At 61.9% G+C, this 22605-nt stretch carries 21 protein-coding genes; 12 read left to right on the top strand and 9 right to left on the bottom strand.

Features of this window, described 5'->3' with window-relative positions; genetic code table 11:
• Positions 1 to 133: 133 nt before the first annotated feature.
• Together E9677_RS21505 and E9677_RS25765 are read left to right on the top strand one after the other, a co-directional pair.
• Entirely contained in the window at positions 134 to 994 is an 861-nt protein-coding gene (locus tag E9677_RS21505) for an alpha/beta hydrolase family protein (RefSeq protein WP_136560112.1), read from the top strand.
• A gap of 253 nt (positions 995 to 1247) precedes the next feature.
• The gene (locus E9677_RS25765; RefSeq protein ID WP_268960320.1) at positions 1248 to 1376 is read left to right on the top strand and encodes a hypothetical protein; all 129 of its coding nucleotides are present in this window, start codon (positions 1248 to 1250) and stop codon (positions 1374 to 1376) included.
• A gap of 70 nt (positions 1377 to 1446) precedes the next feature.
• Here E9677_RS25765 and gor read toward each other — a convergent pair whose 3' ends face one another.
• From gor to rpiA, 3 genes are all read right to left on the bottom strand, one after another.
• The gene (gor, locus tag E9677_RS21500) at positions 1447 to 2835 is read right to left on the bottom strand and encodes a glutathione-disulfide reductase (RefSeq protein ID WP_136560111.1); all 1389 of its coding nucleotides are present in this window, start codon (positions 2833 to 2835) and stop codon (positions 1447 to 1449) included.
• A gap of 115 nt (positions 2836 to 2950) precedes the next feature.
• Complete coding sequence (locus tag E9677_RS21495; RefSeq protein WP_136560110.1) at positions 2951 to 3493, bottom strand: DUF2059 domain-containing protein; 543 nt, start codon at positions 3491 to 3493, stop codon at positions 2951 to 2953.
• A 17-nt stretch (positions 3494 to 3510) separates the two neighbouring features.
• Positions 3511 to 4212: a ribose-5-phosphate isomerase RpiA gene (gene rpiA / locus E9677_RS21490; protein WP_136560109.1), complete on the bottom strand. Its 702-nt coding sequence runs from the start codon at positions 4210 to 4212 to the stop codon at positions 3511 to 3513.
• A 146-nt stretch (positions 4213 to 4358) separates the two neighbouring features.
• Here rpiA and E9677_RS21485 point away from each other — a divergent pair, with 146 nt between their 5' ends.
• On the top strand, positions 4359 to 5030 hold the full coding sequence (locus tag E9677_RS21485; RefSeq protein ID WP_235883063.1) for an HAD family hydrolase: 672 nt from the start codon (positions 4359 to 4361) through the stop codon (positions 5028 to 5030).
• A gap of 69 nt (positions 5031 to 5099) precedes the next feature.
• Here E9677_RS21485 and E9677_RS21480 read toward each other — a convergent pair whose 3' ends face one another.
• The gene (locus tag E9677_RS21480) at positions 5100 to 6974 is read right to left on the bottom strand and encodes a L,D-transpeptidase family protein (RefSeq protein WP_136560106.1); all 1875 of its coding nucleotides are present in this window, start codon (positions 6972 to 6974) and stop codon (positions 5100 to 5102) included.
• A 449-nt stretch (positions 6975 to 7423) separates the two neighbouring features.
• Between E9677_RS21480 and fumC the strand changes: the two genes are divergently transcribed.
• Entirely contained in the window at positions 7424 to 8812 is a 1389-nt protein-coding gene (gene fumC, locus E9677_RS21475; RefSeq protein WP_136560105.1) for a class II fumarate hydratase, read from the top strand.
• Positions 8813 to 8860: 48 nt separating this feature from the next.
• Here the strand turns inward: fumC and E9677_RS21470 are convergent, their stop codons facing one another.
• Positions 8861 to 9733, bottom strand: coding sequence for a GGDEF domain-containing protein (locus E9677_RS21470; protein WP_136560104.1), 873 nt, complete (start codon positions 9731 to 9733; stop codon positions 8861 to 8863).
• A gap of 173 nt (positions 9734 to 9906) precedes the next feature.
• Between E9677_RS21470 and E9677_RS21465 the strand changes: the two genes are divergently transcribed.
• Positions 9907 to 11514 (top strand): fumarate hydratase, encoded by a 1608-nt coding sequence (locus tag E9677_RS21465; protein WP_136560103.1) that lies wholly within the window; start codon positions 9907 to 9909, stop codon positions 11512 to 11514.
• 216 nt (positions 11515 to 11730) lie between these two features.
• Entirely contained in the window at positions 11731 to 12795 is a 1065-nt protein-coding gene (locus E9677_RS21460) for a GGDEF domain-containing protein (RefSeq protein WP_136560102.1), read from the top strand.
• Positions 12796 to 12807: 12 nt separating this feature from the next.
• On the opposite strand, the gene E9677_RS21455 is transcribed toward E9677_RS21460, so the two are convergent.
• Both E9677_RS21455 and E9677_RS21450 read right to left on the bottom strand, forming a co-directional pair.
• Positions 12808 to 13416, bottom strand: a complete 609-nt coding sequence (locus tag E9677_RS21455; protein ID WP_136560101.1) for a pyridoxamine 5'-phosphate oxidase family protein — start codon at positions 13414 to 13416, stop codon at positions 12808 to 12810.
• A 68-nt stretch (positions 13417 to 13484) separates the two neighbouring features.
• Positions 13485 to 14411: an alpha/beta fold hydrolase gene (locus tag E9677_RS21450; RefSeq protein WP_136560100.1), complete on the bottom strand. Its 927-nt coding sequence runs from the start codon at positions 14409 to 14411 to the stop codon at positions 13485 to 13487.
• A 47-nt stretch (positions 14412 to 14458) separates the two neighbouring features.
• Between E9677_RS21450 and E9677_RS21445 the strand changes: the two genes are divergently transcribed.
• Positions 14459 to 14950, top strand: a complete 492-nt coding sequence (locus E9677_RS21445) for a MarR family winged helix-turn-helix transcriptional regulator (protein WP_136560099.1) — start codon at positions 14459 to 14461, stop codon at positions 14948 to 14950.
• Here E9677_RS21445 and E9677_RS21440 read toward each other — a convergent pair.
• A complete protein-coding gene (locus E9677_RS21440) occupies positions 14931 to 15293 on the bottom strand; it encodes a gamma-butyrobetaine hydroxylase-like domain-containing protein (protein ID WP_136560098.1) in 363 nt (120 codons plus the stop codon). The genes E9677_RS21445 and E9677_RS21440 overlap by 20 nt on opposite strands.
• Before the next feature lie 207 nt (positions 15294 to 15500).
• On the opposite strand from E9677_RS21440, the gene moaA reads away from it, so the two are divergent.
• Entirely contained in the window at positions 15501 to 16487 is a 987-nt protein-coding gene (gene moaA / locus E9677_RS21435) for a GTP 3',8-cyclase MoaA (protein WP_235883073.1), read from the top strand.
• A 24-nt stretch (positions 16488 to 16511) separates the two neighbouring features.
• Here moaA and E9677_RS21430 read toward each other — a convergent pair whose 3' ends face one another.
• Positions 16512 to 19046 (bottom strand): methyl-accepting chemotaxis protein, encoded by a 2535-nt coding sequence (locus E9677_RS21430; RefSeq protein WP_136560096.1) that lies wholly within the window; start codon positions 19044 to 19046, stop codon positions 16512 to 16514.
• Positions 19047 to 19277: 231 nt separating this feature from the next.
• On the opposite strand from E9677_RS21430, the gene E9677_RS21425 reads away from it, so the two are divergent.
• The 4 genes from E9677_RS21425 to mobB are packed head-to-tail and all read left to right on the top strand — an operon-like array spanning position 19278 to position 22568.
• Entirely contained in the window at positions 19278 to 20183 is a 906-nt protein-coding gene (locus E9677_RS21425; RefSeq protein WP_136560095.1) for a DMT family transporter, read from the top strand.
• Between the two features lie 30 nt (positions 20184 to 20213).
• A complete protein-coding gene (locus E9677_RS21420) occupies positions 20214 to 21419 on the top strand; it encodes a multidrug effflux MFS transporter (protein WP_136560094.1) in 1206 nt (401 codons plus the stop codon).
• A gap of 4 nt (positions 21420 to 21423) precedes the next feature.
• Positions 21424 to 22050, top strand: a complete 627-nt coding sequence (gene mobA / locus E9677_RS21415; RefSeq protein WP_136560093.1) for a molybdenum cofactor guanylyltransferase MobA — start codon at positions 21424 to 21426, stop codon at positions 22048 to 22050.
• Complete coding sequence (gene mobB / locus E9677_RS21410; RefSeq protein WP_136560092.1) at positions 22047 to 22568, top strand: molybdopterin-guanine dinucleotide biosynthesis protein B; 522 nt, start codon at positions 22047 to 22049, stop codon at positions 22566 to 22568. The genes mobA and mobB overlap by 4 nt, the downstream gene beginning before the upstream one ends.
• The last annotated feature ends 37 nt before the right edge of the window (positions 22569 to 22605 follow it).

Below are 22605 nucleotides of genomic sequence, written 5' to 3'. Positions count from 1 at the left end.
CATGAACCTCCAGCAAAGACGAAGAATGTGTCGGTTGGACAGAGGCTTCGCCTCGCGTGTTTCCAACCGGCTGTTGAATTTACCTGCACGTAAACGTAATCTGAGCGCTGCGATCCTAAACGGGAGGTTAGGAATGACACTGCCACACGTAGAACGATTGGAAATCACCTTCGAGGCGGCGGACCGCTTTCCTCTGCATGGCACGCTTATGCGCGGCTCGGGCGATGGCCCCCTCGCCCTGATTTCATCGGCTGCCGCGGTGCCGCGCGGCTTCTACTCCAAATTCGCAGAGCATCTCGTGGCGCAGCATGGTTTCCGGGCCGCGCTCATCTATGACTATCGCGGCGTTGCAGCCTCCCAGGCGCCGCGGTCCTGGAAGCGGCCACTCCTGATGCGCGACTGGGCACATTTCGACATGCCGGCCGCCCTTCACCGGCTGGAACAGGAAGCTCCGGATCACCGCATGGTGGGCATCGGGCAATCCTTCGGCGGCCAGGTTCTTGCGCTGGGAGGCCGATCCGATCGTTTTTCCCGCTACCTGATGGTGGCAACCATGACCGGATATTGGGGCAATACAAAACCGCGTTTCCGCGTCTTCAGCCAGATGAACCTCGTCGGCGTGCCGCTCGCTGCCTTGCTCGGCAAGGTGCCCGGCCGGATAGGCCTCGGTCAAACCTTGCCCGGCAGTGTCTTTCGCGAATGGGCGCGATGGGGCCGGCATCCCGACTACTTCTTCGCCGATCCGACGATGGATGCAGCCCGCCGTTTTGCAGAGGTCGAAACGCCTATTCTCGCCATCGGTCTGACCGACGATCCCTGGGGCACGCCGAAGGCACAGCATGCCCTGCTGAAATACTACACCCGCGCGCCGACGGAAATCCGCTGGATGTCTCCGACCGAGGCCGGCGGGCCCGTCGGCCATTTGGGTTTCTTCCGCTCGGCCTTCCGGGATACGCTGTGGGAACCCGCGATCGACTGGATCAAGCAGACCTGACCTACCGCACTGCACCACGGTTACCCACACAATTCACAGCCCGCAATCCGGCCACCCTTCAGCATTGCCTTGCAAAGCAGACGCTACGTGACAGCATGATGCTGCAGACACACCTCGCTCATGAGCGGCGTTTGTCCGCGCCGGCCAAAGGCAAGCTCCGCGCAAGCCTCGCCCTCTACCTCGATCCATGGGGGCGTAGCGTTGTGTTCGGGAAGTGTTTCAGACTTCCCGCGTTGATCATGAGGATCGTGTGATGGCGTATGATTGGACTGGCGTACAAACCCGCAAAAACCGCAGGCTCCGTATCTGCCTGCTCTCGCTGCTGACACTCGCGGCACTTTCGGCACCGGTTCTGGGTCTGGATCTCATCTCGAAATTCTGAGTGCAGTCGGCGGACCTTCACCCGAGGCCCGCCTGCAATCGCGCGTGTCGACCGGTAACACGGTGGCGGGTCAGACCCGCTCTCCGTTCCGCACCCGGTAGCTCGGATTGTACATGGTCACCAGTTCTTCCGCAGCCGTCGGATGGACGGCCATGGTGCGGTCGAAGTCATCCTTGGTGCAGCCGGCCTTCAGCGTGATCCCGAGCAACTGGGCCATTTCGCCGGCGTCATGGCCGAGGATATGGGCACCGACGACCTTGCGGTCGGCAGCATTGACGATCAGCTTCATGATCATCTTTTCCGCCCGGCCCGAGAGGGTCGCCTTCATCGGCCGGAACTGCGCGCGATAGACCTCGATCTCCTCGAATTTCTTCGCGGCGGCCTCTTCGGAAAGGCCGACCGTGCCGATCTCCGGCTGCGAGAAGACCGCCGTCGCGATCAGTTCGTGGTCCGGCGAAGTCGGGTTGTTCTTGAACTCCGTCTCGATAAAACACATCGCCTCGTGGATCGCGACAGGCGTGAGCTGCACGCGATCAGTCACGTCACCGAGCGCGAAAATGCTCGGCACGTTCGTGCGAGAATACTGATCGACCACGATCGCACCACGTTCGTTCGTCTCGACGCCCGCGGCTTCGAGCCCGAGCCCTGTGGTGTTCGGGTCGCGACCGAGCGCCAGCATGACCTGCTCGACGACCAGACGGCCGTTGTTGATCGTCTCGACGTCGAGATTGCCCGCAGCTGACTTCGACACCTTCTGAACATGGTCGTGGCAAAGGATGCGGATACCCTTGGCCACCATGGCCTCGTGCAACCCACGGCGCATGTCCTGATCGAAGCGGCTGAGGATCTCCGCCCCGCGATAGATCAAGGTCGTCTCGACACCCAGCCCGTGGAAGATGTTGGCGAATTCCACCGCGATATAACCGCCGCCCGCAATCAGGATCGACCGCGGCAGTGTTTCGAGATGAAAGGCCTCATTGGAGGATATGCAATGCTCATATCCCGGCAGCGCCGCATGCGGGTTCGGCGCACCGCCAACGGCAACGATGATCCGTTCGGCCGTGACTTGCCTGCCGCTCTTGACCAGTCGGATGCCATGCGGACCTGTGAGCTCGGCGCGCGTCTCCAGGATCTCCACACCGGCGCCGTCGAGCCCCTTGCGGTAGAGGCCTTCCAGACGGTCGATTTCCTTGTCCTTGGCGGCGATCAGCGACGGCCAGTCGAACGAGCTCTTGCCCACGGTCCAGCCGTAGCCGGCAGCGTCCTCGAAATGTTCGTGGAACTGCGAGGCATAGACGAACAGTTTCTTCGGCACACAGCCTCTGATGACGCAGGTTCCGCCGAAACGGTATTCTTCCGCGATCGCCACCTTCTTGCCGAGCGAAGCCGCCACGCGCGCGGCGCGGACCCCGCCTGAGCCGCCGCCGATGACGAAGAGGTCATAATCGTACTGGCTCATGGGATCTCCTTGCCCGATCGGGCGCTTGCTGCAACTGCGCCTGATATAGGAGGCGGAACCACAAAAAGAAAAGCCCGGGACGACGCCCGGGCTCGAAAATCCAATACGGATCGTGTTACGGCTGCGGCGCTTCGGCTGCTGCCGGCTGCTCGGCCTGCACCTGGGCAAGCAAGGCGGCATTGGCCTGCTGTTCGAGATCGCGGGCGATGCCGGCGGTCCAGATATCGGCAGCCTTCAGCAGTTCGCGTGTCGCGATCGGGCCGTCCTTCAAAAGCTTCTTGCCGGTTTCGCTACCGTAGAACGCCGTGATCTGGTTCAGTTCATCAGCCGTGAAGGCCTTGGCATAGACGAGCGCTGCTTCACGTTCCAGGTCGGCACGGCGAGCAGCGAGCTTGAGGGCCTCTTCCTCGACCTTGACAGAGATGATGTCCTGCAGGTTCGGATAGGCCTGAATGAGCTGAGCCGTCAGGCGGTCCATGATGTTGGGCAGAATGGCGTCGAAGCGATTGGTGACGCCGAGTGCGCTGATCGCATCGCGTGCTGCCTGCAAGTGCTCGGCCGGCACGTCCTGTGCCTTGGCGGAAACTGCTCCCAGCATCACGCTGCCGGCGATCACGGCGATCGAGGCCAGGCGGCCCATACCCGTAAAGCTGATCATGAAATTCTATGCTCCTGTTAGTTCTTCGGCTCCATCACCCGTGCACCCGCCGGTCCGGCGATGATCGCGAGCGATGCCAAGTTTATGAAAAGGCCGTGTTCCACCACGCCGGGGATTTGATTGAGCCGGCTTGCCAGTGCGTCTGCATCAGGAATGCGGCCAAAAGATGCGTCGAGAATGAGGTGTCCGCCGTCCGTCATGAACAGGCTTTCGTCGGAACGGGTCCGAAGTTTCATCGGCCCGCTGAGACCGAGATCGGTTGCCAGCCGTTCGATAGCAAGCCGGGTCGAGGCCTGGCCGAACGGATTGATCTCGATCGGCAATGGAAAGGCGCCGAGCGTATCGACCAGCTTCGTCTCGTCGGCAATCACGATCATGCGCTTCGAAGCCGCAGCGACGATCTTTTCACGCAGGAGCGCGCCGCCGCCGCCCTTGATCAGCCGAAAGCCGCCATCGATCTCATCGGCACCGTCTATGGTCAGGTCGAGTTCGGGCAGTTCGTCCAGCGATTTCAGCGGTACGCCGAGTTCCAGGCAAAGGCGCGCTGTACGCTCGGACGTCGGCACGCCCTGCACCTTCAGCCCGGCGGCGACTTTTTCCGCCAGCAGGCGGACGAATTCTTCTGCCGTCGAACCGGTTCCGATCCCGAGACGCATGCCGTCTTCGACATGTTCCAGCGCCGCAGCAGCGGCCTTGATCTTCATTTCGCGGGCGTCCATGCGCCGAAAGCTCCCGTCATTTCGTTGGATGCTGTTTACACGCCTCCATTACGGAGTGAAAGCCCTGCATCGCCATGCAGCGTTGCCTTTTCAGAGGATTTCCCATAACCCCGACCACAGATCTGACCATATCAGGGAGTGCTGTGTTGACCGCCACCACCATCGTCTTTGACCTCGACGGAACCCTGATCGATACGGCACCGGATCTTGTCGAGAGCCTGAACCACACGATTGCTGCACGCGATCTTCCCCCGGTCGGTTATGAGGATCTGACCCATCTCGTCGGTCAGGGCGCACGCGTGATGATCCAGCGCGCCTTTGCCCTGCGTGGAGCGCCGCTGGCAGAAGACGAGATCCCCGCCCTGCTCGATCGCTTCATCGATCATTACGAGGCCGGCATGCCCGGCAAGAGCCATCCCTATCCCGGCCTTGTCGAAGCACTGGACCGACTGCGTTCGGCCGGCTTCAGGATGGCAGTCTGCACCAACAAGATGGAGCGATTGGCGCTTCCCCTGATCGAGCGCCTCCACCTGACCGGCTATTTCGACGCCATTGCCGGCGGCGATACTTTCGCCTTCCGCAAGCCGGACCCGGCGCATATCCTTGCCACCGTGGAGCGCGCCGGTGGCGCGCCCGACAAGGTTCTGATGATCGGCGACAGCATCAACGACATCCTGGCGGCCCGAAACGGCAACATCCCGTCGATCGCCGTGCCGTTCGGCTATTCGGACGTCCCGGTGGAAGACCTCGGCGCCTCGCATGTGATCGGACATTTCGACGAACTCACCATCGAGCTTGTCGAGCGGCTGACCCGCTGAACACATCTCGAACGCAAAATGGCGGACCAGTGGCCCGCCATTCTCGATTATCGGAACGCGTTGGTCAGATCAGGCGCGCGGCGCGCGTGCATCCGTCGTCGCCTTGAAGGCCTTCGCAGTGTGGTTGTCACGGCCGTAGACATCATCGAAATACTCGATGACACCGTCCTTGTTCGGCCAGGCCGTGAAATAGGACACATAGACCGGGATCTTCTGCGGCACCTGGACCGCCCGGTTCTGGCCGGATGCGATCTGCTTGCCAATCTCCTCGACCGTCGTGCCCATGACGGCTGCCGCCATCACGCGCGGCTCGGCCAGACGCACGCAACCATGGCTGAGCGCCCGCATGTCCCGGTTGAAATAGCTCTTCGACGGCGTGTCATGCATGTAGATGGCATGTTCGTTCGGGAAGAGGATCTTGAGTTCGCCAAGCGCATTGTCGCCACCCGGCGGCTGACGCACGTCGACGGCATGGGTGACGTTCCAGTTCACTTGGCTTGAAGCCACCTTGCGCCCACCATAGGACACCTCGTAACCGAGCCGGTCGAGATAGGACGGGTCGGCCCGGAGCTTGGGCAGCATCTCGTTGACGATGATCGACTTCGGCACGCCCCAATAGGGATTGAACTCGACGGTCTGGATCTGGTCCTGGAAGAAATAGGTCTGGTTCGCCTTGGAGCCGACCACCACCCGCATCGAGAGCTGTTCCTTGCTTTCGTTGAAGTAGGAGGCACGGAAGGATGGGGAGTTGATGAAGACATACCGCGAGCCGAGGTCGGCCGGCAGCCAACGCACTGCTTCCAAGGCGACCTGCAGCTTGGCGATCTTCTCGGCATTGCTGTGCCCGGTCATGGCACGGATCGTCGCCGGACCGACGACACCATCCGGCTTCAGCCCTTTCTCCTCCTGGAAAGCTTCGATGAGTGCCACCAGTTCGGGCGTGTATTCCGGAGTGTTGGTATAAGCAGCAAGCGTGGCCGCATGACCGGTCAGCACGGCGTCGGATGCAACCTGCTTCAGGGCGCCCACAACATTGGCCAGCTCCGGATTGGTCTGCCCCGGCTTCAGCAGCGTGCCTGGCGCGATCGTGATCTGCTGTGTCGAGGCCTCGGCATCCTCGGCCCGGAGACGCGCAAGCTCGTCACGCAGAGCAACGAACTGCGGGCTCTTCGGATCGCGGTTGCGCAGATAGGCGGCGACATCGGGGCTCATCCGCAGCATGTCGAGGACGGGAGCGAGGTTCACGCCCTTGCGCTTGAAGTCGTAGTAGCCGGAGATCTTGTTGGGATCGATCCGGCCACGCGTCGTGTCCTGCACATAGGTCAAGACCTTGGCGGAAAGCGCGACTTCAAATGCGGTGAGCTCGCGCTGGCGCTTCTCCGGATCGGCCGGATCGACAGTCTCGGACGGCATGGTGACGGCATAGTCGTCGGGCGAAAGACCCACCACGTCAACCGAGGCGAGCGCCTCGATCATCGCACGGCCACGCTCGGAAATGCCCTCGCCGTCGGTCCAGATCAGCGGCTTGTTGAGATTGCTGTAATAGGCCTCGACCGTCTTTGCGACCTCGTCGGTGGCCCGAACGGAAACATCCGAAAGGAAACGGCGTGCGCCCAGCACTTCCGGCGTCGCCTCAGCTTCCGCGGAGCCTGCAACCGGTTCCGACACAGGAAGCTTGATCTTGATGGCGCGCTGCGCCTCCGGCTTGTAGGTGTAATACTGCGGGCCTGCGACCTTCGGAAGCGGCTCGGGATCCCCCATTTCGAGGCCACCACGGGCTTGTTGTTCCAGAGAAGCTGGAGCGGACTGCTGTTTTGCCTGTCGGCCAGGTCCGCCACGGAGCAGATCGAGAAGCGTCGTGGCAGTGGCCTCACCCGGCAAGGTCCCGACCGCAGTCGTTGCAGCGAGCAGCGCGGTGACTGCGAATTTTGTCGTTCTCGTCATTCTCTATTCCATTTCCCGGTCGAAGTCCCGACGGACTCGCGGCACGATGCATGTGTCGCGCGGATCACTAGCCCATCGGCTTTTCATTGAAAAGTTGAACGGTGACATAGCCCTCCGCCCAGCGGCGTCAACTTAGTGTGAACCGACGCCCGAACGGAGACACCGCTTCGACGCAAACTAAATGGAAATATTCGTTAAATTTTGATTGACGTTAACGAGCCGTGCAAAGTGCCGCGCAGCATGCCCCCAGAAATCCGCGGACAATTTGTCGTGACACGTGCTGAAAACGACACAGCTGCAGAACAGGAACGGGCATATCGACACGCCGACGAAATACCTGATACGACTTATCATATTAAGCTGATTGGCTTGCATGCAGCCTGCGAGAACCTAAATGCAGGACCAATTCGCATCACCAGCCAGAGCCACCGTCAAAGGCAGGACACCAGATGACAAACCGTACAGAAACCGACACTTTCGGCCCGATCGAGGTCGCCTCCGACCGCTATTGGGGAGCCCAGGCTGAGCGCTCACTCGGCAACTTCAAGATCGGCTGGGAAAAGCAGCCTCTGCCGGTCGTCCGCGCACTCGGCATCGTGAAGCAGGCAGCGGCCCGTGCAAATATGGCGCTCGGCAAGCTCGATCCCGCCATTGGCGACCCGATCGTCGCGGCCGCTCAGGAAGTGATCGAGGGCAAGCTGAACGAGCATTTCCCGCTCGTCGTCTGGCAGACCGGCTCCGGCACCCAGTCCAACATGAACGCCAACGAAGTGATCTCCAACCGCGCGATCGAGATGCTCGGCGGTGAAATGGGCTCCAAGAAGCCGGTTCATCCCAACGACCACGTCAACATGAGCCAGTCGTCGAACGACACCTATCCGACGGCCATGCACATCGCTGCCGCCGAACATGTCGTCCATCACCTGCTGCCGGCCCTGAAGCACCTGCACGCGGCCCTCGACGCCAAGGCGAAGGCCTTCGACCACATCATCAAGATCGGCCGCACCCATACCCAGGATGCGACGCCCCTCACTCTCGGCCAGGAATTCGGCGGTTACGCCGCCCAGGTCGCCTCGTCGATGAAGCGGATCGAGCTGACCCTTCCGGGCCTTTACGAACTCGCCCAGGGCGGGACCGCTGTCGGTACCGGGTTGAACGCACCCATTGGCTTCGCCGAAAAGGTTGCCGAGGAGATCTCGAAGATAACCGCCCTGCCCTTCGTCACCGCACCGAACAAGTTCGAGGCGCTGGCCGCCCATGACGCCATGGTTTTCGCCCATGGCGCCATCAATGCGGCTGCCGCCGCCCTGTTCAAGATCGCCAATGACATCCGCTTCCTCGGCTCCGGCCCCCGTGCCGGTCTCGGCGAACTTTCCCTGCCGGAAAACGAGCCGGGCTCGTCGATCATGCCGGGCAAGGTCAACCCGACCCAGTCGGAAGCGCTGACCCAGGTCTGCGCCCACATCTTCGGCAACAATGCCGCCCTCACCTTCGCCGGCAGCCAGGGCCATTTCGAGCTCAATGTCTACAATCCGATGATGGCCTACAACTTCCTGCAGTCGGTCCAGCTCTTGGGCGACGCCGCTGTGTCCTTCACCGACAATTGCGTCGTCGGCATCGAGGCCCGGGAGGACAACATCCGCAAGGGTGTCGAGAACTCGCTCATGCTGGTGACCGCGCTGAACAGTCGTCTCGGCTACGACACCTGCGCCAAGATTGCCAAGACGGCCCACAAGAACGGCACGACTTTGCGCGAAGAAGCCGTTGGCGGTGGCTACCTTTCCAACGAGGAATTCGACCAGTTCGTGCGTCCGGAGCTGATGATCGGACCGCAGTGACGGAATAGCATGCGGCGGCGGAATTCTCCCGCCGCATTCGCCACCTGCTCAGCGCTGCAGCACTTCCAGACCGGTGCGGCGGATATCCTTTGCCCGGAAGAGTGCCATGTCCGCCTGATGCAGCAGGTCTGCCATGGCCTCGTTGCCGCGGCGAATGGCAAGCCCGAACGTCACGCGCAGGCTGCCGCGCGCCAGGGGGCCGACCTCGAGTTCGGCCACGGCGCGCCTGATCGCCTCGCAACAGGCGGATACGGCGGACGGCTCATCGCCAGGAAAGAGGAGCACGAAAGTCGTGTCGGACATGCGAGCCGCCACCGGCCGAGGTGAAAAATGCTGGCGCACGAGGTCGCCCACGGCGACGAGTGTGAGATCGATGGTCTCGCGCTCATGCCCCACGAGCGGTGCATTGGTTGCTTCCAGCTCGAAAACGGCGACCACGATTTCCGCCCGATTACCGATCTGCCGTGCAAGATTGCCGAGTTGCATGCCATAGGCGGCACTGCCGTTCAGAAGACCCGTCAGGGGATCGAGCCCCGGTTGGCCCTCGATGCGCTCCGCGAGCGCCGAGATCTCGCCGACCATGCCGCAAACGGCCCGTGTCACGACGGCGATCTCATCGTCGCCATGCTTGTTCAGACGTTCCTCCACGAATGGGCCACCGGTGCGATAGCGGCTGATCGCCATTGCCAGATTGCGCAGCGGCCGCGTCAGCCACCACATGGTCACCAGACAGGCAATGGTGCCGACAAGCGTGGCGCAGAGCACGACGAGGCCGATCGTCAGCGCATCGGACTGCGACGCTGTTCCGAAATTGATCAGAAGCGCAATCAGAGGAACATGGATGCAGACGAAACTGACCAGGAAAATCTTCGCGACGATCGACCGATGCCATCTTGCTCGGTTGGCGTAGTCCATTGGCATGCCGTATCTTTCTCCTGCTCTGTCGCACACGATGACGCTGTCCGCCCGAAGGGCTTTCCCAGAAGGCCACCTGTCCTGTCAACGCGCAGCTTAAGGCTTTCGGCGCATTGAAATCTTAAGCCCTTCCCCGTAAACCACCGGAATTTCCAGCTTATGCCGCGAAAGGCCCCGTGATGGCAGACGATCTATTCCCAATTGGCGAAGACCTGACCCCTTATCGCAAGATCACCTCCGACCATGTCTCCGTCGAGACCTTCAAGGGTCAGGAGATCCTGACGGTAGAGCCCGAAGGCCTGCGCCTGCTGGCCGAAACCGCGCTGTCGGACATCAACCATCTCCTGCGCCCCGGCCACCTGAAGCAGCTCGCCTCGATCCTCGACGACCCGGAGGCGACCGACAACGACCGATTCGTCGCCTTCGACCTCTTGAAGAACGCCAACATCGCCGCTGGAGGCATCCTGCCCATGTGCCAGGACACAGGCACCGCGATCGTGATGGGCAAGAAGGGACGACGCGTCTGGACCGACGGCCAGGATTACGCCGCGCTGGCTGAAGGCGTGCGTGACGCCTATGAGCGCCGAAACCTGCGTTACTCGCAGCTCGCCCCGATCAAGATGTTCGAGGAGAAGAATACCAAAACCAACCTGCCCGCCCAGATCGACCTCTATGAGGAGGGCGAGGACGCCTACAAGTTCCTCTTCATGGCAAAGGGCGGCGGCTCGGCAAACAAGACCTTCCTCTACCAGGGCACGCCCTCGCTCCTGACCCATGACCGCATGATCGACTTCCTCAAGGAGAAGATCCTCACGTTAGGGACGGCAGCCTGTCCCCCCTACCATCTGGCGATCGTCATCGGCGGCCTCTCCGCCGAGATGACGCTGAAGACCGTCAAGCTCGCCTCGGCGCGCTATCTCGACGACCTGCCGACCGAAGGATCGGAGAGCGGCCACGCTTTCCGCGACATCGAGATGGAACAGGAAATCCACAAGCTCACCCAGTCGATGGGCGTGGGCGCCCAGTTCGGCGGCAAGTATTTCTGTCATGACGTCCGCGTCATCCGCCTGCCCCGCCACGGCGCATCGCTGCCGATCGGCCTCGGTGTCAGCTGTTCCGCAGACCGCCAGGCGAAGGGCAAGATCACCCGGGACGGCATCTATATCGAGCAGCTCGAAACCGATCCGTCGAAATACATGCCCGACATCGACGACACCGCGCTGTCCTCCTCGGTCGTCAGGATCGACCTCAACCAGCCGATGAGTGCCATCCTCGCCGAGCTGAGCAAACACCCAGTGAAGACACGCCTGTCGCTGACCGGCACGATCATCGTCGCCCGCGACCTCGCCCATTCAAAGATCCGCGAACGGCTGGAAAAGGGCGAAGGCATGCCCGACTACATGAAAAACCATCCGGTCTATTATGCCGGCCCGGCCAAGACTCCGACCGGCTACGCCTCCGGCTCCTTCGGCCCGACGACCGCCGGCCGCATGGACAGTTATGTCGACCAGTTCCAGTCCTTCGGCGGCTCGATGGTCATGCTGGCCAAGGGCAACCGGTCGCGCGCCGTGCGTGAAGCCTGCAAGGCGCATGGCGGCTTCTATCTCGGCTCGATCGGCGGCCCCGCCGCCCGTCTCGCCCAGGATTGCATTCGCAAGGTCGAGGTGCTGGAATATCCAGAACTGGGCATGGAAGCCGTCTGGAAGATCGAGGTCGAAGACTTCCCGGCCTTCATCGTCACAGACGACAAGGGCAATGATTTCTTCCAGGAATTCAATCTCGGCTGATTTTTTCACCGAGCCAAGTGAACTGCCGTTGCGGAAAGCTATTTTCGCAACGGCATTTATTGCTTATTTCGCAGATACTTAACAAAAAAGAACAGTTACCGCTCATTTCGCACCGACAAATTATCATTGCGCGATCATTAAACATTTTCCAATCATTTGCGCCTAACTTTACTTAGGCTCTTCGAGGGCCGAGTGACGACCACTGGAGTTGGCCGAATGACGACGGCGGCACCGCCAAAAACGCAGGCACCTGACGTTGCGGCACACATCACCTATGCCATGCGTTCAATGGGGGTCGCCCCCATTCCGCGCAACTACGAACTGTTTTATGAAGCCTATATCGGCTCCAACCCGTCGCTCACCCGTGAACTCGCAGCCCTCGGCAGCAAGGCCACGCAGGACGAGCTCGACGCGATCGGCGAACAGTATTTCGGCCACCACCAGACGCGGGTCATCGAAAACGCTCACACCAGGCTGATCGGTGAACTGGACGGGCTCTTGCGCACCCTTCAGCAGGAACAGACCTCTCTCCAGAGCTACAACAGGCTGCTGGGCGAAACCTATCATCGCATCAATTCAAAAAGCGCCAACAGCACCGACATCCTGCGCAGTGCCATCAACATCCTGACGGAAGCCACCGGCTCGACCATGGCCCATGGCCAGGAAACAGTGGTGCAGATGTCGCAGCGTTCCCAGGAAATGGACGAGGTCCGGCGCGAACTCGACGAATACAAGCGCATCGCCAATACGGATTCGCTGACCCGCATCGCCAACCGCCGCGCCTTCGACGAGAAACTCGCCGCCGTCTATACGAGTGGCGCCAGACCTCTGGCAGCGCTCGTCTTGGCCGATATCGACAACTTCAAGAAGGTCAACGACGTCTACGGCCATCCCGTCGGAGACAAGATCCTCGCGACGGTCGCCACCGTCATCCGAAACAATGCCCGCAAGGACTGCTTCGTTGCGAGAACCGGTGGCGAAGAATTCGCCATCATCGTCGAGGGCAATACCGCCGACGAGATGTTCCAGATCTGCGAGCGTATCCGCACCGCTCTCGAAACGACGCCTTTCAAGAATTCGAAGACAGGCGTCAATTACGGCCCGATCACGATATCGCTTGGCTTTGCCATGGCAGCCGACGCAGAAGATGCCGGCGAACTCTATGCCAGATCCGACATCGCCCTCTACTGCGCCAAGAATGCGGGACGCAACCGCACCAAGGCCTATGAAGACGGGATGAAGAAGGAATTCGCCAAGAGCTGGCTGATCTACAAGCGGTAAGCCACGGCGGCACTACCACATGGTCTTCGCCGCGCGGGCCGGCCATTCACGATCATAGCTGTCGCGATCGAAGTCCGCCTTGGCGGCCTTGAGCATGTCTCCCGGTGACGGCAGATCGGTCGGCTCAATCTGCCGCTCCGCGTTCCAGAGTTCGGCGCGCATCACAGCGCGAGCACATTGGAAATAGGCCTCGTCGATCGTGACCACGACGACACTGCGCGGATGGCGTCCCTCCATCTCGAAACTGGCGAGAAGATCCGGCGCGACCGAGACGACGGCCCGCCCATTGATCCGCATGACGCTGTTCGAACCCGGGATCAGGAACATCAGCGCCACACGCGGGTCCCGCACGATGTTGAGCAGCGAATCGATGCGGTTGTTGCCGCGCCAGTCCGGCAGCGCCAAGGTGTTCTCGTCCGCGACGCGAACGACTGCACCGCGGTCACCGCGCGGCGAACAATCCAGTCCCTCCGGTCCGACGGTCGCCAACGCGACGAAGGGCGACATCTCGATCATCCGTCGATAGGCGGGTGTCAGAAAAGTCGTGACCTTGGCGATCGAGGCCTCGGTGACCTCGCCATAGACAGCCTTCAATTCTTCGACACTGCTGATGATCGTCATGAATCGCCTCACCGTTACCGCACATACCATCTTCGATGGACGCGGCTTAGGGAAGTCGCATGACGGCTCTATGACACGGCTCGGACATCCGACCGGCTCAGGCCGTCAGCTTCCGTTAGAAACGATGCGACGGCCTGGATCACCTCTGGCGCACTGACGATGCGGCGATGGCCGTGGCCGTTCGCCCAGAGATGGCGCACATGCGGAGACACGCCGATATAGCGCTGTGCATGGCCGACATTGACCTCCTTGTCGTCCTCGGCATGAACGACCAGCAGAGGCCTGTCGATCCGCCGCGCGACACCGACACCGTCGAGATCTTCGACCCGCGCACCGACCAGCTCCATCGCCCGCCCCCGCATCGCACCGATGCTGCCGTGACCAAGGCCGACCATGGCCGCAAAACCTTGAAACACCTCGCCCATGCTGGATGGCGAGCCGATGAGCGCGATGCGTCCCGGCTGAAATTGTCGAAGATCGGGGAAGACGCGTCCGGCAGCCATCATCACGGCTGCCCCACCGAAGGAATGGCCGACGACACCGTCGAAACGCCCAAAATGCCGCTCGGCCGCGATAATCGCTTCGGCCGCGATCTTCAGATCGAGCCGCCTCCCGCTCGAGGCCCCGTGCCCGGGAAGATCGAGGACCACGACCTCCGCGCCGGTCTGCCGGATGCCAAGGGCGAGATCGGTCAGATATTCCGCCCGCGATCCCCAGCCATGAACGACGAGGATCCGCTTCTTCTCACCGGCGCGAAGATCCGCAGGCAGATGATGGGCCGCCGCCATCCCCCGTGTCAGGGCGAGACGTACAGTCGATGCCTGCCGCAGGCGATTGCGCCCGTTGAGGAAGACCTGCTTCGCCTTGGTGCCCTTGGGGCGTCGGCTCGGCGTCCGACAAAAGAGTTCGAAAGCGATGCGCCCCGCCATGGTTGGCGAGAGCTTCTCCAGCTGCGCGAAAGCCAGGCGGGTGACCTTGAGAGGAAAGGATGGCATAGTCAGAATCCCATCAAATGTTCAATGCTGAACAATAAAGTACAAGAATGAACGAAAAGCAAGCCTTCCCCTGGGACCATCCTCGATTTCGCAGCTGGATCTCGGTCGCCCGAGCCTGCCAGCTGATGCAGCAGGCTCTCGGACGCGCCTTGGGACCACTCGACATCAAGCCGCCGCACCTCGACATCCTGGTCAATCTCTACCGCTTCGAAGGGATCTCCCAGCAGGAACTCGCCCGCAAGCTGCTCGTCGGGCGCTCGAACATGAGCATGTTGCTGCCGCAGATGGAAAAGCGCGGATTGCTGGAACGTCGGCCCGACCAGAAGGACAAGCGGGTACTGAGGCTTTTCCTGACGGACGAGGGGCGGGCCTTGAGCGAGAAGGCCATGCGCATCCAGACGGAACTCATCGAGCGCACCCTGTCGGCGACACCGATCGACGAGTGCCAGCGTCTGGCCGACAACATGGACCGGCTCATCCAGCGCATGCTGTCATCGGATGACACGCAGGATCTGGAACTCAGCGAGGATCGCGGCTGAGCTTCTTCTCTGCGAGTTCGACCTCATAGGCCGCGAACTTTTCCAGGCCGCTTACGCCAAGTTCGCGCAGGTAGTGCCAGGTGAAGATGCCCGTGTCATGTCCATCATCGAAGCCGATGCGCACCGCATAATTGCCGGTCGGGACCATCTGGCGGATGCCGACATTGCGCTTGCCTGGGACCGTGACCTTCTGCCCGGGACCGTGACCCTGCACCTCTGCCGACGGTGACAGGACCCGCAACATTTCGGCCGGAAGCGACGCTTCGACGCCATCATTGAAGGTTACCGTCAACAGACGCCGATCCTTCGACACTTTCAATTCGCTCGGCCAGATCTCGCTCATGCGATCCTCGTCTTCCTCAATAAGGCTGGCGCAGACCTAGGGCCAACAGCGAGTTTTTGCAATCGGATAAGCACCCGCGTGCCGAGTGTCGGCTTGACGCCTCAATGGCTTGACCCCACATTGACCGAAACGGACAGGAGAGACCTGTTGGACCACACCCCAGCCGACTGGCATACTGCAGAACCGCTCATCGACCGAGCCGCCCCGATGATCGACCCCTTCGGACGGGCCGTGACCTATCTGCGTGTCTCCGTCACGGACAGATGCGATTTCCGTTGCACCTATTGCATGGCGGAGAACATGACCTTCTTGCCGAAGAAGGATCTCCTGACGCTGGAAGAACTGGACCGGCTCTGTTCCGCCTTCATCGCCAAGGGCGTGCGCAAACTGCGCCTCACCGGCGGCGAGCCGCTGGTCCGCAAGAACATCATGCATCTGGTTCGTGGCCTGTCGCGTCACATCGGCGGTGGTCTGGACGAGTTGACGCTGACCACCAACGGCTCCCAGCTCGCCCGTCACGCGGCAGAACTGGCCGACTGTGGCGTGCGCCGCATCAACGTATCGATCGATACACTCGACCCGGACAAGTTCAAGACGATCACCCGCTGGGGCGAATTGGACAAGGTGCTGGAAGGCATCCGCGCCGCGCAGGCTGCCGGCATCCACGTTAAGCTGAACGCCGTGGCGCTGAAGGACTTCAACGAGAACGAAATCCCCGAACTCATGCGCTTCGCCCATGGCGAAGGCATGGATCTGACGCTGATTGAAACCATGCCGATGGGCGAGACCGAGGAAGACCGGACAGATCAGTATCTGCCACTCTCCCTGGTGCGCCAGCGCCTGGAAGAGCAGTTCACGCTGGACGACATTCCCTATCGGACCGGCGGACCGGCCCGTTATGTCGAGGTGCGGGAAACCGGTGGACGGCTCGGCTTCATCACGCCCCTGACCCATAACTTCTGTGAAAGCTGCAACCGGGTCCGCCTGACCTGCACCGGCACGCTTTATATGTGCCTCGGCCAGGACGACGCGGCTGACCTGCGGACCGCGCTCAGGGCGTCAGATGACGACGCCTATCTGTCGACCGCCATCGACGAAGCCATTTCGCGAAAGCCCAAGGGCCACGACTTCATCATCGATCGCGATCACCGCAAGCCGGCAGTGGCGCGCCACATGAGCGTCACCGGCGGCTGAACGCCGCCGGCTTTCTGTTTCAGATCATGCCGACCGACGATAGGTCTGCGCTTCCGCACGATGGCTGTCGGTGCGGAACCGCGAGATTTTCTGCATCAGGATATCGACGCGCTGGCGCAGACCGTGGATCTCGGCATTGTTCTCCTCAACCATGGCGGCGTTCTGCTGCGTGATCAGTTCGACATCGCGCACGGCGGACGTGACCTCGCTGATGCCTGTCGACTGTTCGCGTGTCGCGGCAGAAATGCTCTCTACCAGTGACTGGACCTCTTCGACCTGATCGATGATCGACTGCAGCGCGGCGCCGGTGTTTTCCACCAACTCGACACCCGAACGCACCTGACCGCCGCTTACGGAGATCAGCGTCTTGATCTCCTTTGCGGCGTTCGCACAACGCTGGGCGAGATCGCGTACTTCCTGTGCAACCACCGCAAAACCACGCCCGGCCTCACCCGCACGCGCTGCCTCGACGCCAGCATTGAGGGCCAGAAGGTTAGTCTGAAAGGCGATCTCGTCGATGACGCCGATGATGGTCGAGATCTTCTCCGACGAGCGGCTGATCTCCGCCATCGCCTCGACAGCCTTCCGCACCACCACGCCGGACTGACGCGCATGATCGCGGGCCGACTTGACGGATTGGGCCGTACGCCCTGCCCCGTCGGCCGTCGTCCTGACGACGTCGCTCAGATGCGACAGGGCCCGCACGCTCTCTTCGAGCGCCGCCGCCTGCTGCTCGGTCCGCCGCGCCAGATCGTCCGCTGACACGGCCAGGTTTTCCGTCCCGGCATTGATATCACTGCTGGCCGCACGCACCTCTTCGAGCGTGGCACGCAGGGCCTCGACCGCCTGATTGTAGGTCGACGCCATGGCGACGAAATCCTCTGGCAGGTCTTCGCGCATGGACACATTGAGCTGGCCATTGGCGAGCGCTTCGAGGACGGACGACAGCGCTTCCAGTGCCGAGCGCTGGTCGGCCTCGACGCGCGCCCGCTCCTGGGCACGTTGCGCGCTCTCATGCTCCGAGCGCGAACGGGCTGCTTCCGCCTCTCCCTCGAGCCGCTTGTTTTCCAGCGCCGCATCGCGGAACACGGTGACCGAGCGGACCATGTCGCCGATCTCGTCGCCGCGGTTGCGCCCCTCGATCGGCACGGAGAGATCACCACTCGCCAATCGCGACATGACGCTGGTGATGCGCTTCAGCGGTGCGCGTAGAGTCTCGATCAGCATCAGGCCGCCGATGATCGCGAGCAGCGTGCCGAGAACCATGGTGATGACCGAGATCGTGGCCGACCTTTCGCTGTCCTCGCGCCCGATCTCCTGGGCTTGGCTGACGAAATTGCGCAGCGAACCCATCGCAGCAGACACCGAAGCATTGGCGGCGAGACGCTTTTCCTGCCAGTCACGCGCTGCATCGAGACGCGCCTGCGAATTCTCCGTGATCGACGCGAGATGCGGCGCGATCTTCTGCGGGAAGTCACGAAGGGCGCTATTCTTGGCGCCGAGTTCGGAAATGCGGGCAGCCACTGTTTGGAGCGAGCCCACATCGCCGATCACCACCGCGCGGCTCTGATCGTCGAGGGACCCCAACATCTGCTGGACGCGGAGCTCCAGCGTCGCGATGTCGAGTGCCGCCGTATCGACCAGTGCCATCAGTTCTTTTTGCTCGGCAACGAGCTTGTCGAGGCTGACGAAGCGGTCGGCGGCAATATCGCCGTTCTTCGCCGCCTGCAGCGTGATCTTCTGTTCGATCTCGACCAGTTCAGCCAGCACACGCCCGAGTTCTTGCGCCCTGACATCATCAGGACCGGAATTCGCGAGGATCGCTTCGATCTTCTGGATCGCCGCCGCGACTTCGGCGACAAGCACCTTGCCCTTGTCCGAGGCGATCTCCTCGGCCTTTGCCAGATCCTTCTGCATCGGCCCGAGATAGAGCTTGGCCTCGGACAGCTGTTCCTCCGGCGTGAATGCCATCTGCACCCCGACACGCAGCTTGCCCAGACGGTCGAGCAGAGACTTGAACGCGGAGGCGTCGAACAGCAGTTCCTTGGCGAAGCGTTCCTTGGCCGACAGATCCGTGCGGACGAAATCGACCTGCTTGACGATCTGCTGGCTCTCTGCCTGCAGTGCCGCCACGGCTGCGGTCAGCCCCGCGTCGAGCTCCTCCTGCCTTGTCTTGCCATCCCAGAGTGCAGCGGTCTGCCTGCGCATCTCGGTCGGCAATCCGGTCAACGCAGAAAGATCGGCCGCTTGCACTTGGCCGGCCAGCACGCCGTTGAGCACGGCGAGCCCCCTCTCCTGACCTTCAATGGCCGAGACAAGAGCCTGCCGGCTCTCTTCGGTCGGGTCGAGACTGAATTCCTGCAACCCCTGCTGAAGGGCCTCCAGGTCGCTGATATTGCCGATGGTGGCACGGGTGACCGTCATGTGGCCGTTGAGAGTGGTGGCAGTCCAATAGCCCAGGAGGCCGACACCGGCCATGAGCAGAACGAGAGGAACAACAAAAAGCAAAACTTTGGTGACGATCCTGCGGCTTTGCAGGAGGCGATCGATAAAACTCATGAGACCCTCGGAAAGGCCGGCGCCTGCGAGATCATCGCGCAGGTTGAAAAATGGGGCAGAGCCACATCATGCGGCGCTGGTTCCAACCTTGTCGTCGGGAACTTGAACAAAGGTTAACTCGGAAACCTGCTTTTGGCACTGCAGCATCTTTTGCCGAAGGTAACAGCGGAATTCTGGTTTCTACAGCCTGTCGCTTGGTTTAGAACCTCGTGGTACGCACGGGAATCGAGCATGGCATTATCCGAGAACACCCGAGGCGCCCTCCTGATGGCGATCTCGATGGCTGGCTTCACCTTCAACGACGCCCTGACGAAATCGGTGACTGCGGAACTGACCGTGGCGCAGATCATGTTCGTGCGCGGGGCCTTCACAGCCCTTCTGGTCTACGTCGTCGCCCGCCGTATGGGCGCGCTCGACCATATCAGGCATATCCTGCAGCCGATGATCTTCCTGCGCATCCTCCTGGAGACCGTCGCAGCCGTCGCCTTTCTGGCGGCCCTCGGCCAGATTCCGCTCGCCAATGCATCCGCGATTCTTCAATCGATGCCGCTCGCGGTGACCCTTGGCGCGGCCCTCTTCTTCAAGGAGCCCGTCGGCTGGCGGCGCTGGACCGCGATCGGCCTTGGCTTCCTGGGCGTGCTCGTCATCATTCAGCCTGGCCCCGAGGGTTTCACGACGGCGTCGCTCTACATCGTCTTGTGCGTCTTCACCGCCGCCGCCCGCGACCTCGTCACCCGCAAAATCGATCCGGGCATTTCATCGCTCACGGTGACCTTGTTCACGGCCGCCTCGATCTCTTTTGCCGGACTGTTGCTGGTCCCGGCCTTTGGTGGCTGGCAGCCGGTTTCCTACAACGCACTCGGCACGCTGGCCTTCGCCTCGGTCTTCCTCTTTGCCGGTTATCAAGCGATCATCATGGCGATGCGCACGGGAGAAATCTCGTTTATCGCGCCCTTCCGCTATACCAGCCTGCTCTGGGCGATCCTGCTCGGCATCCTGTTCTTCGGGGAAACCCCTGACATCTGGATGATCGTCGGCTCGACCATTGTCATCGGCTCGGGCCTCTACACCTTCTATCGCGAAAACAAGAAGAAGGCGGCACTCGCCCGCACCTCCGACCCGGCCTCTCCCGGCTGATTTCGGCGCAGAGCCCAAGGACAAGTTCGCGTGCAGCATCCCTCCCGTTTCCTCGACCCGACAACCGCTCCGCATATCGTCAGCCTCGTCGCGATCGCGGGCTTGTCAGCGCTGACGATGAACATCTTTCTTCCGTCCCTGCCTGCGATGGCGTCGGACCTCGGCGTCAGCTACGACCGAGTTCAGATCCTTGTCTCCGGCTACATCGCGATGACCGCTCTCGTGCAGTTGGTGATCGGCCCGCTATCGGATCGCTACGGACGCCGGCCGGTGATGATCGGGGCGCTGCTGATCCTGATTGCTGCTTCCCTCGTCTGCATTTTCGCAACCTCGATCGAGGTCCTGACGCTGGCCCGCATGGTCCAGACATCTGTCGTTGCCGGCCTCGTCCTGTCCCGTGCCATCATCCGCGACATGGTACCGATGGAAGAGGCCGCCTCGATGATCGGTTATGTCACGATGGGCATGACGCTCATCCCGATGGTCGGCCCGACGATCGGAGGGTTGCTCAGCGACGCGTTCGGCTGGCGTTCGAACTTCACGGCAATTCTCGTCGCGGCGATCGTCGTACTGATTCTCGTCTACCGCGACCTCGGCGAGACGAATCGGCAAAAGAGCGGCAGCTTCTCGGAACAGTTCCGCGCCTGGCCCCGGCTCCTCGCCTCGCCCCGCTTCTGGGGCTACACAATGGCCGGTACCTTCACGTCGGGCGCCTTCTTCGCGTTTCTCGGAGGTGCACCCTTCGTCGGCGGCACGTTGATGGGCCTGACTCCGAGCATGCTCGGCCTGCAATTCATGTTCATTGCCTCGGGCTACATCGCCGGCAACTATCTCTCCGGCCGTTTCGCCAAGCGTGCGGGCATCGAGATGATGATGCTGGCCGGGGGGCTGGTGGCACTCGTCGGCGCCGCAATACCCATTTTCTTCCTCCTTCAGGGTTTCGTCTCTTCGGTGGCCTTTTTCGTCCCCCAAGTCATAGTGGGCTTCGGCAACGGACTGTCTCTGCCGAGCACCAATGCCGGCATCGTTAGCGTACGCCCTGAGCTCGCCGGCTCTGCCTCCGGCCTGGGCGGCGCGATCACGATGGGGGGTGGGGCCTTCTTGTCCTGGCTCGCCTCGCGCATCCTGACGGTCGAAACAGGTGCAATGCCGCTCCTGCTGGTCATGCTCGCCTGCTGCGTCCTGGCATTGGTCGCCGTGATGGTCCTGCGCTTTGCGCCGGGAGAGAAAAGGTGAACTGATGGCCGAGCTTGCCCTCGTCCCAGCCGTCATTCTCGCCGGCGGCCTGTCGCGCCGAATGGGGGAAGACAAGGCCCTGATCCGGCTCGGTGAAACACCGCTTGCACTGCATGTCGCCGCACGCCTCGCCCCGCAGGTTTCGACTGTCCACCTCAACGCGCCAGCAGAACACGTTTTGTCCGACACCCTGCCCGTCCTTTCCGACTCGCTGCCCGACAGGCCCGGGCCCCTCGCCGGCGTGCTGGCAGGCATGACGGCATTCTCTGACAGACCCAATGCGCCGACCCATGTTCTGACCACGCCTTGTGACACCCCCTTCCTCCCGCGCGATCTCGTTCGGAGACTTGCCGAACAGGCCGATGGCGGAACGATCGTGATCGCCGCCTCCGCAGGCCGGACCCACCCGGTCACAGCACTCTGGCCGGTGACGCTGGCAGCGGATCTCAAACTCTGGCTGGATGATCCGACCCATCGCCGGGTCTTCGATTTCGTCGCCCGGCATCGAACGAAGACCGTCGAATTTCCCGTGTTCGACGGCCCTTTCGGAGCGGTCGATCCATTCTTCAACATCAACACGCCCGAGGATCTGGCGCTCGCCCGCATCATCCTCGAACGAGGTGTCCTGTGACGACGAGCCCCCGCATCTTCGGCATCGCCGGCTGGAAGAACTCCGGCAAGACGGGCCTCGCTGTTCGCCTGGTCGAGGAATTCACCCGGCGCGGTTACCACATCTCAACGATCAAGCACGCCCATCACGACTTTGACATCGACAAGGTCGGTGCAGACAGCTTCCGCCATCGGGAAGCTGGTGCCCATGAAGTGGTCATCGTCTCGGGCACCCGCTACGCCATCATGCACGAACTGCGTGGCGCGCCAGAACCGAGTTTCGAAGACATCCTCGCCCGCATCGGCCCATGTGATCTCGTGCTGATCGAGGGCTACAAGCGAGAGCCCGTGCCCAAGATCGAGGCCCGCAGGCAGGCCGCGAACAATCGTGAGCCGCTCGCCCCGACCGACCCGCATATCCGTGCCATCGCGGCCGACCATCCGGTGACCGACACGGACCTGCCGGTCTTCGATCTCGACAACACCCAAGCCATCGCTGACTTCATCGCTGAAGTAACCGGTCTGCCGCCGAAAACATGAAGCGAAAAGGGCCGCCGGAATTGCTCCGGCGGCCCTT

This window comes from Peteryoungia rhizophila, assembly GCF_004912145.1.
GTDB lineage: Bacteria > Pseudomonadota > Alphaproteobacteria > Rhizobiales > Rhizobiaceae > Allorhizobium > Allorhizobium rhizophilum.
This window is presented reverse-complemented; position numbering and strand designations above follow the sequence as displayed.

Bases quoted from the DNA above. Each gene is read 5' to 3' on its own strand.
- E9677_RS21465 (WP_136560103.1), top strand. From the start codon at position 9,907: ATGGCAGACGATCTATTCCCAATTGGCGAAGACCTGACCCCTTATCGC.
- E9677_RS21445 (WP_136560099.1), top strand. From the start codon at position 14,459: ATGAACGAAAAGCAAGCCTTCCCCTGGGACCATCCTCGATTTCGCAGC.
- fumC (WP_136560105.1), top strand. From the start codon at position 7,424: ATGACAAACCGTACAGAAACCGACACTTTCGGCCCGATCGAGGTCGCC.
- E9677_RS21430 (WP_136560096.1), bottom strand. From the start codon at position 19,046: ATGAGTTTTATCGATCGCCTCCTGCAAAGCCGCAGGATCGTCACCAAA.
- E9677_RS21470 (WP_136560104.1), bottom strand. From the start codon at position 9,733: ATGCCAATGGACTACGCCAACCGAGCAAGATGGCATCGGTCGATCGTC.
- E9677_RS21460 (WP_136560102.1), top strand. From the start codon at position 11,731: ATGACGACGGCGGCACCGCCAAAAACGCAGGCACCTGACGTTGCGGCA.
- E9677_RS25765 (WP_268960320.1), top strand. From the start codon at position 1,248: ATGGCGTATGATTGGACTGGCGTACAAACCCGCAAAAACCGCAGGCTC.
- mobA (WP_136560093.1), top strand. From the start codon at position 21,424: ATGGCCGAGCTTGCCCTCGTCCCAGCCGTCATTCTCGCCGGCGGCCTG.
- E9677_RS21450 (WP_136560100.1), bottom strand. From the start codon at position 14,411: ATGCCATCCTTTCCTCTCAAGGTCACCCGCCTGGCTTTCGCGCAGCTG.
- rpiA (WP_136560109.1), bottom strand. From the start codon at position 4,212: ATGGACGCCCGCGAAATGAAGATCAAGGCCGCTGCTGCGGCGCTGGAA.
- E9677_RS21480 (WP_136560106.1), bottom strand. From the start codon at position 6,974: ATGACGAGAACGACAAAATTCGCAGTCACCGCGCTGCTCGCTGCAACG.
- moaA (WP_235883073.1), top strand. From the start codon at position 15,501: ATGATCGACCCCTTCGGACGGGCCGTGACCTATCTGCGTGTCTCCGTC.
- E9677_RS21505 (WP_136560112.1), top strand. From the start codon at position 134: ATGACACTGCCACACGTAGAACGATTGGAAATCACCTTCGAGGCGGCG.
- gor (WP_136560111.1), bottom strand. From the start codon at position 2,835: ATGAGCCAGTACGATTATGACCTCTTCGTCATCGGCGGCGGCTCAGGC.
- E9677_RS21440 (WP_136560098.1), bottom strand. From the start codon at position 15,293: ATGAGCGAGATCTGGCCGAGCGAATTGAAAGTGTCGAAGGATCGGCGT.
- E9677_RS21455 (WP_136560101.1), bottom strand. From the start codon at position 13,416: ATGACGATCATCAGCAGTGTCGAAGAATTGAAGGCTGTCTATGGCGAG.
- E9677_RS21425 (WP_136560095.1), top strand. From the start codon at position 19,278: ATGGCATTATCCGAGAACACCCGAGGCGCCCTCCTGATGGCGATCTCG.
- E9677_RS21495 (WP_136560110.1), bottom strand. From the start codon at position 3,493: ATGATCAGCTTTACGGGTATGGGCCGCCTGGCCTCGATCGCCGTGATC.